At 60.1% G+C, this 7,768-nt stretch carries 7 protein-coding genes; 5 read left to right on the plus strand and 2 right to left on the minus strand.

The window, feature by feature from the left end; genetic code table 11:
* Nucleotides 1–15: 15 nt before the first annotated feature.
* Entirely contained in the window at nucleotides 16–2,265 is a 2,250-nt protein-coding gene (gene rnr / locus RTS12_RS11885; RefSeq protein WP_312528732.1) for a ribonuclease R, read from the plus strand.
* A 47-nt stretch (nucleotides 2,266–2,312) separates the two neighbouring features.
* Here rnr and RTS12_RS11890 read toward each other — a convergent pair whose 3' ends face one another.
* Both RTS12_RS11890 and RTS12_RS11895 read right to left on the minus strand, forming a co-directional pair.
* Entirely contained in the window at nucleotides 2,313–3,623 is a 1,311-nt protein-coding gene (locus RTS12_RS11890; protein WP_312528734.1) for a short-chain fatty acid transporter, read from the minus strand.
* Nucleotides 3,624–3,756: 133 nt separating this feature from the next.
* Entirely contained in the window at nucleotides 3,757–5,355 is a 1,599-nt protein-coding gene (locus tag RTS12_RS11895; RefSeq protein ID WP_312528736.1) for a phosphoenolpyruvate carboxykinase, read from the minus strand.
* A gap of 213 nt (nucleotides 5,356–5,568) precedes the next feature.
* Here RTS12_RS11895 and RTS12_RS11900 point away from each other — a divergent pair, with 213 nt between their 5' ends.
* The 4 genes from RTS12_RS11900 (at nucleotide 5,569) to RTS12_RS11915 (ending at nucleotide 7,701) form a co-directional block, all read left to right on the plus strand.
* Nucleotides 5,569–5,979 carry a serine kinase gene (locus RTS12_RS11900; protein ID WP_312528738.1) on the plus strand — a complete coding sequence of 137 codons (411 nt, stop codon included), beginning with the start codon at nucleotides 5,569–5,571 and terminating at the stop codon, nucleotides 5,977–5,979.
* A 66-nt stretch (nucleotides 5,980–6,045) separates the two neighbouring features.
* Nucleotides 6,046–6,972, plus strand: a complete 927-nt coding sequence (gene rapZ / locus RTS12_RS11905; protein ID WP_312528744.1) for an RNase adapter RapZ — start codon at nucleotides 6,046–6,048, stop codon at nucleotides 6,970–6,972.
* Nucleotides 6,973–7,000: 28 nt separating this feature from the next.
* The gene (locus RTS12_RS11910) at nucleotides 7,001–7,426 is read left to right on the plus strand and encodes a PTS fructose transporter subunit IIA (protein ID WP_312528740.1); all 426 of its coding nucleotides are present in this window, start codon (nucleotides 7,001–7,003) and stop codon (nucleotides 7,424–7,426) included.
* Nucleotides 7,423–7,701, plus strand: a complete 279-nt coding sequence (locus RTS12_RS11915) for an HPr family phosphocarrier protein (RefSeq protein WP_312528742.1) — start codon at nucleotides 7,423–7,425, stop codon at nucleotides 7,699–7,701. Before RTS12_RS11910 ends, RTS12_RS11915 begins: the two co-directional genes overlap by 4 nt.
* The last annotated feature ends 67 nt before the right edge of the window (nucleotides 7,702–7,768 follow it).

Genomic DNA, 7,768 nt, shown 5'->3' on the forward strand with positions numbered 1-7,768 from the left:
TGGTAGTCTGCGCGCATGGTTCAAATTCCTTCCCGACAACAGATTCTCGACTGGGTGGCTGACCACCCAGAAGCAACCGCGAAACGCGACATTGCGAAAGCTTTCGGCATCAAAGGTGCCGAGCGGATCGAGCTTAAGCGCCTGCTCAAAGAGCTTGAGGGCGAAGGCCTGCTCGAGCGCCGCCGCCGTCATTACCTTGATGCCGAAAAGCTGCCTCCGGTTAGCGTGGTGCAAATGCTTGGCCCAGATAGTGACGGCGATCTTTTCGCCAAACCACTGGAATGGCAGGGCGACGGCCCCCAGCCCAAAATCCTGTTCGTGCCGCGCAAAGGCGACCCGGCAATCGGGCCGGGCGAGCGTATTCTGGCGCGTCTGGCAGAGGTCCATGGCGAAGATCACCAATATGAAGCCCGCCTGATCCGCCGCATCACCCATACCGCGCTCAAGATCGTGGGCATCTTCCGTAAAGGCGCGGATGGTGGTCGCATCGTGCCGATCGACAAGGGCGCCGACAAGGAATGGCGCGTGCCCGCCGGGGCGGTGCATGGCGCCGAAGACGGCGAATTGGTCGAGGCCGAACAATCCGGCCCCAAGGGCCGCATGGGCCTGCCTTTGGCGCGCATCATCGAGCGTTTGGGCGATCCTTCCGCGCCGCGCTCGGTCAGTTTGATCGCGATCCACCAGCACGGTATCCCGGATGCCTTTCCAGATGCTGTGATCGACGAGGCCGATGCCGCACAGCCCGCACAAATGCAGGGCCGCGAAGATCTGCGTGACCTGCCGCTGGTCACCATCGACCCCGCCGATGCCCGCGATCACGATGACGCGGTTGCCGCGGTCACCGAAGAGGATGGCGGTGCCAGTATCTGGGTCGCGATTGCCGATGTCGCCGCCTATGTCCGGCCCGGCACCGCGCTGGACCGCGAGGCATGGAAGCGCGGGAACTCGTCCTATTTCCCTGACCGGGTCGTGCCGATGCTGCCCGATGTGCTGTCAGGCGATCTTTGCTCTTTGCACGAGGGCGTGGATCGGCCGGTCCTGGCCGTGCGGATGCGCCTTGACCCCGAGGGCAACAAGGTCAGCCATAGCTTCCACCGCGCCATGATGCGCTCTTTGGCATCATTGTCCTACGAGCAGGCGCAGGCCGCGGCAGACGGCCAGCCCGACGCCGTCAGCGCCGACTTGCTGGATCGCGTGATTAAACCGTTGTGGCATGCTTACGGGCTGCTGCAAAAGGCACGCGATCGCCGCCAGCCATTGGATCTGGATCTTCCCGAGCGGCGCATCGAGCTGACCCCGGATGGCCGGGTGAAATCGGTGAATTTCCGCGAACGCTATGACGCGCACAAGCTCATCGAAGAAATGATGATCCTTGCCAATGTCGCCGCCGCAGAAGAGCTGATCAAGCTGCGCCGCCCGCTGCTGTTTCGCGTTCACGAAGAGCCGTCATTGGCCAAGATCGACGCGCTGCGCGAGGTGGCCGAAGCCTCGGGCTTTACGCTGGCCAAGGGGCAGGTGTTGCAGACCCGTCATCTGAACAAGCTGCTGGCGCAAGCCGAAGGCACGGATTTCGACGAGCTGATCAATATTTCCGCGCTGCGCTCGATGACGCAGGCCTATTACTCGCCCGATGGCTTGGGGCACTTTGGCCTGGCGCTGCAAAATTATGCGCATTTCACCTCGCCGATCCGTCGCTATTCGGATCTGATCGTGCATCGTGCGCTGATTGCCGGGCATCATTGGGGCAAAGACGGCCTGTCGCAAACCGATGTCGACAACCTGTCGGAAACCGCGACCCATATCAGTGAAACCGAGCGCCGCTCGATGGCGGCGGAACGCGATACCACTGATCGCTATCTGGCGGCCTATTTGTCGGATCGGGTCGGGTCGGAATTCGCCGGGCGCATCAGCGGCGTGCAGCGCTTTGGTGCTTTCGTGAAGCTGGATGAAACCGGGGCAGATGGGCTGTTGCCAATCCGCGAGATCGGCAATGAATATTTCATCTTTGATCCTGACGCCCAGACCCTGATGGGGTCGGAAACCGGGCTAGAGATCAGCGTGGGCCAGCGCGTGGTGGTGCGTCTGAAAGAGGCCGTACCGGTCACGGGCGGTCTGATGCTTGAACTGATCGAGCTAGAGGGCAAAAGCCTTGCACAGGGGCCAAGGGGTCGGCGCAAGGGCGGGCCTCGCCGTATGGCGGTGCAGGCGCGCCTGAAAGAGGTCAACCGCGCGAAAAAGCGCAAGCGCATCCGGCGCGAGAAATGAAAAGGGCGGCCCTTGGGCCGCCCTTTCTTTTTCTGGCTTGGTGCGGGCTAAAGCACCAAAAGCCCTGCACCGATCACGATACCCGAAATCAGCAACACGACGACGCAGTAGCCCATGATGTCGCGCGCCTTCAGCCCGGCAATGCCCAGCATAGGCAGCGCCCAGAAAGGTTGCAGCAGGTTGGTCCAGGCATCACCCCAGGCCACGCCCATCGCAACGCGGGGCATGTCCGCCCCAAGCGCCTGCGCCGCAGGCAGCATCACCGGCGCCTGTACCGCCCATTGTCCGCCGCCTGAGGGGACGAAAATATTGATGATCCCGCCCGCGATGAAGGTCCAAAAGGGCAGGGTTTCTGCGGTCGAGATCGAGACGAAGAACTCGGACAGGCTGGTGCCCAGACCCGAGCCGACCATGATCGCCATGATCCCGGCATAAAAGGGGAACTGCACCACAATTCCCGCGCCACCCCGAATTGCTGCGTCCAAGGCCGATAGAAAGCTGCGCGCGGTTCCATGCAGCAAAATGCCCAGAAACAGGAACATGAAGTTGACGACGTTCAGGTTCAGCCCGCCTGCGGCCATGAAATGCATCACCAGCCAAGAGATTCCGGTCAGGCCGACGACCCACATCAGAAACCGGCTGTTTTCCATCCGCTCGGCCGGGGTGGGCAGGGCGGGCATCTCTGGCTGGGGCGGATCCTGCAGGGTTTGGGGCGAGACGATATAGGCCTCGGCCTCGGGGGGCATCATCATGCGATTGACGATCGGAATGACGACGAACAGCACCGCCACGATGATCAGGTTCCAGCTGGCAAAGATCGTCTGAGAGGTGGGGATGATCCCCAGCTGTGCCTCGGAGAAATGGCCCGGCGTCGAGATCGTCAGCGGGATTGAGCCCGAGATGCCGGCATGCCAGACAACAAAGCCCGAATAGGCCGAGGCGACCAGCAAGCGGTAATCGACCCGGATCTGTCGGGCCAACTCTTTGGCGAAAATGGCGCCGACGACCAGACCAAAGCCCCAGTTCACCCAGCTTGCCAGCATGGAAACCAGCGTGACCAGCACGATTGCCGAACCCGGGGTGCTGGCAAGTCCGGCCAGTTTTTCAAGCAGGCGCTTCACCGGGGGCGAACTGGCCAGAATATAGCCCGTCACCAGCACCAGAAGCATCTGCATGCTGAAATCAAGCAGCTTCCAAAAGCCCTCTCCCCACATGGCCACCACTGCTTGCGGCGAGTTCCCCTCGATCAGGATGGCGGCCAGAAATGCCAGTATCGTAAGGATAAGAACAAAAATGAATGCGTCCGGCAGCCATCTTTCCATCAGCTTGGTGGCAGGTCGGGATAAAAATCTTAGCACTGTCCAACTCCCTCAAATTGCTTGCAAGGATTTTGGGCAGCAGGTGGGGCTTTGTCCACCTTGGCAGAGGTAAATACGCAAAAGGGCGACCCTTGGGCCGCCCTTTGATCTGTTTTTCGCTGATGAGGCGCGCTTAGCCGATCGCGGCAGCTTTCACATCGTCATCGATTTTATCGGCATATTGCGCAAAGTTGTCGCTGAACATGCCAACCAATTTCTTGGCCTGCGCGTCATAGGCATTGCCATCAGCCCAGGTCTGGCGCGGATCAAGCAGCGCGGAATCCACACCCGGAACCGAAACCGGAACCTCGAAGCCAAAGTTCGGATCCTTGCGGAACTCGACATCGTTCAGCGAGCCATCCAGAGCTGCGGCCAAAAGCGCACGGGTTGCCTTGATCGGCATGCGCTTGCCGGTGCCAAAGGCGCCGCCGGTCCAGCCGGTGTTGACCAGCCAGCAATGCGCGCCCGATTCCGCGATGCGCTTTTGCAGCAGCTTGCCGTATTCCTCGGGGCGACGCGGCATGAAGGGTGCGCCAAAGCAGGTCGAGAAGGTCGGGGTCGGCTCGACGATGCCCACTTCGGTGCCCGGAGTTTTCGAGGTGAAACCCGAGAGGAAGTGATACATGGCCTGCGCCGGGGTCAGGCGTGCGATCGGAGGCAGGACGCCATAGGCGTCACAGGTCAGCATGATCACGTTCTTGGGTTGACCACCAAGGCTGTCCTTGGATGCATTCGATACATAATCAAGCGGATAGGCGCAGCGCATGTTGTCGGTGATCGAGTTGTCCTCGAAGTCCAGCTCAAGCGTATCTGCGTCAAAGACCATGTTTTCGATCACGGTGCCGAACATGCTGGTCGTGGCATAGATATCGGGCTCGTGTTCGGCGCTGAGGTTGATGGTCTTGGCGTAGCAGCCACCTTCAAAGTTGAAGATGCCATTATCCGACCAGCCATGCTCGTCATCGCCGATCAGCGTGCGCGAGGGATCGGCCGAAAGCGTGGTTTTACCCGTGCCCGACAGGCCAAAGAAGATTGCGACATCATTCTTGTCGTCATGGGCATGGTTGGCCGAGCAGTGCATCGGCATCACGCCTTTTTCCGGCAGAAGGTAGTTCAACAGCGTGAACACGCCTTTTTTGTTCTCGCCCGAATACTGGGTATTGCCGATCAGGATCAGCTTTTTATCAAAGTTGATCGCGATCACGGTTTCCGAGCGGCAGCCGTGGCGTGCGGGGTCAGCCTTGAAGCTGGGGCAGTTGACGATGGTGAACTGGGGCAGGAACTCGGCCAGTTCAGCAGCTTCGGGACGGCGCAGCAGGTGACGGATGAACAGGTTGTGCCAGGCAAGCTCGCTGACGACGCGCACATCAAGGCGCAGCGCCGGGTCAGCACCACCAAACAGGTCTTGGACGAAGTAATCGCGGCCCTTCATATGCTCCAGCATATCGGCATACAGGCGGTCGAATGCCTCGGGATCCATTGGCTTGTTGTTTTCCCACCAGATCGAATCCTCGACCGAAGGGGTGCGGACGACGAATTTATCTTTGGGCGAGCGGCCAGTATGGGCGCCGGTCGTGACCAGAAATGCTCCGCCAAGACCCAGCTTGCCCTCGCCGCGCTCGACCGCAGCATTGATCAGCGCTGGCTCCAGCAGGTTATAATAGACGTTGCCCAGCCCCGTGATTCCCTGGTCTTCCAGACGGCAGTTCGGGTTTACGCGCGGTGTGGCCATATCATGTGCTCCTGCATGAATGAGACCGGCTGAAACCGGTCCTTTTCCCGTGCTATAACATGGCAATTTGATGAGGGAAGTCCGCAAAACCGCCAGTTAGCGCAACCACAGATGTTTAGCGCAATCATTTGAATTAAGTTTGCGTGACCCCTTCATTTGCTGGCACCGATGGCGGCGGCCAAAGGCGCAAAGCTGTAAAAGTGATTCGCACCGATGAACATTCATGCTTCTTGCGTGGCGCTTGGCGGGCGCGGCCTTTTGATCCTGGGCGATGCGGGCGCGGGCAAATCGACGCTGGCCTTGGCGATGATGGCACTTGGGGCGGGACTTGTCGCGGATGACCGGACCGATCTGTACCTGCACGAGGGGCGATTGTTCGCGGATGCCCCCGCCAGCCTGCGCGGCATGATCGAGGCGAGGGGCGTTGGGATACTGATCGCCGAGGCCAAGGGTCCCATAGAAGTCACACTTGCCGTCGATCTGTCCCAAACCGAGACGGAACGCTTGCCTCTGTGGCAAGAGCGGGCTTTCCTTGGCGTCAAGCTACCTCTTGTCCGCGGCCCCATGCGCCCACATCTAGAGGCGGCACTGATGCAATATCTGGCCAAGGGAAGGGCTTTGTAATCCGTGACGGATCTGAAAGACCCCGGTGCGATGAATATGACCAGCCATAACGCGGATCTGGCCGATATGGTGGACCCCGGTGACATTGCGCAACGGCTTGTTCTTGTGACCGGCCCTTCGGGGGCGGGCAGATCGACGGCCATCAATGTCCTTGAGGATCTGGGCTATGAGGCGATCGACAACCTGCCGATGACGCTGATCCCGCGCCTGTTGGATGGACCGGCCCGGCCGATGCCGCTGGCTTTGGGATTGGATGTGCGCAACCGCGACTTTTCAGTCGGCAATCTGATCGAGCTGATCGATCGCATGACCCGGTTGCCCGCCTATGCGCTAGAGGTGCTTTATCTGGATTGCGCCCCCGAGACGCTGCTGCGCCGCTATAATGAAACCCGCCGCCGCCATCCTTTGGCACAAGAGGGCGACCCGCTTGGCGGTATTCTGGCCGAACGCGATCTGCTGGCACCGGTGCGGGGGCGGGCGGATGTCTTGCTTGATACCACCGAGATGACGCCCCATGACCTGAAGGCCGAGCTGGCCAATTGGTTCGAAACCTCGGCCGATAAACGGCTGTCGGTCTCGGTGCAGAGCTTCTCTTATAAGCGCGGGGTGCCGCGTGGTGTCGATCTGATGTTCGACTGCCGCTTTCTGGCCAATCCACATTGGATTTCGGCCCTGCGCGCCAAGGACGGCCGCGATCCCGAGGTTCAAGCTTTTGTGACCTCGGACCCGCGATTCGCAGAATTCTTTCAGCGGGTGCGCGATTTGATCCTTTTTACCCTTCCTGCTCATCTGGAAGAGGGGAAAACCCATCTTGCCATCGGATTTGGATGCACTGGCGGACAACATCGTTCCGTCACTTTGGCTGAGAGAATGGCCAGTGCTCTTGCAGAAGCCGGCTGGCAGGTGTCTAAACGTCATAGGGAACTTGAACGCCGTGAGCCGGCGCCGGCACCTGCGGACGAATTCGCCCGCTACGGGATGCCAGCACGGTGAAGCGGCAATCGATACGTGGTAGGTCGAGTTGATAGGAATCGTCATCGTGGGCCATGGTGGCCTAGCGCGTGAATATCTTCTGGCGGTAGAACATGTCGTCGGGCCTCAAAAGGGCATCCGGGCAGTCGCCATCGAAGAAGATCATGACCGCGGCCTGAAACAGGCTGAAATCTGCAAATCGGCAGATGCGGTTGATACCGGCGACGGGGTAGTCGTGGTCACGGATCTGTTTGGCGGATCACCCTCTAACCTTTCGCTACTGGCTTGTACGGCCAAAAACCGGGCCATCCTTTATGGGGCCAACCTGCCGCTTTTGGTCAAACTGGCCAAATCTCGGCACATGTCTGTCGCAGACGCCGTTGCCGCCGCCAAAGAGGCCGGCCGCAAATATATCAACAGCTATAATGTCGACCCCGCTGAGGTCGTACCAATCACGAGCCGCGCCGTTTCATGACCGAGCCTGTGACGCAATCCTTGAAAATCATCAACGAAAAGGGGCTGCATGCGCGGGCCTCGGCAAAGTTCGTTGAAACGGTCGAGCGTTTTGATGCGCGTGTGACCGTCGAAAAGGACGGGCTCGAGGTCTCGGGCGATTCGATCATGGGCCTTTTGATGCTGGCCGCGCCGCGCGGCAGCACCATCCATGTGACCGCGCGCGGGCCGCAGGCTGGCGAGCTGTCACAGGCGCTGGCCTCGCTTGTGGGCGATTATTTCGGCGAAGGCATGTAGGCCCGGCTGCGTGGAGCGCGGCTCTTATTATCATGGCAATTTGCGACAGGTGCTGATCGAGGACACG

Origin of the sequence: Paracoccus sp. (in: a-proteobacteria) (assembly GCF_032007265.1) — a bacterium.
In the GTDB taxonomy this organism is placed as follows: domain Bacteria; phylum Pseudomonadota; class Alphaproteobacteria; order Rhodobacterales; family Rhodobacteraceae; genus Paracoccus.

What these genes read in the sequence shown, in the direction of transcription:
- rapZ (WP_312528744.1), top strand. Translation starts at nt 6,046, where the DNA reads ATGGTGGACCCCGGTGACATTGCGCAACGGCTTGTTCTTGTGACCGGC.
- rnr (WP_312528732.1), top strand. Translation starts at nt 16, where the DNA reads ATGGTTCAAATTCCTTCCCGACAACAGATTCTCGACTGGGTGGCTGAC.
- RTS12_RS11915 (WP_312528742.1), top strand. Translation starts at nt 7,423, where the DNA reads ATGACCGAGCCTGTGACGCAATCCTTGAAAATCATCAACGAAAAGGGG.
- RTS12_RS11900 (WP_312528738.1), top strand. Translation starts at nt 5,569, where the DNA reads ATGAACATTCATGCTTCTTGCGTGGCGCTTGGCGGGCGCGGCCTTTTG.
- RTS12_RS11895 (WP_312528736.1), bottom strand. Translation starts at nt 5,355, where the DNA reads ATGGCCACACCGCGCGTAAACCCGAACTGCCGTCTGGAAGACCAGGGA.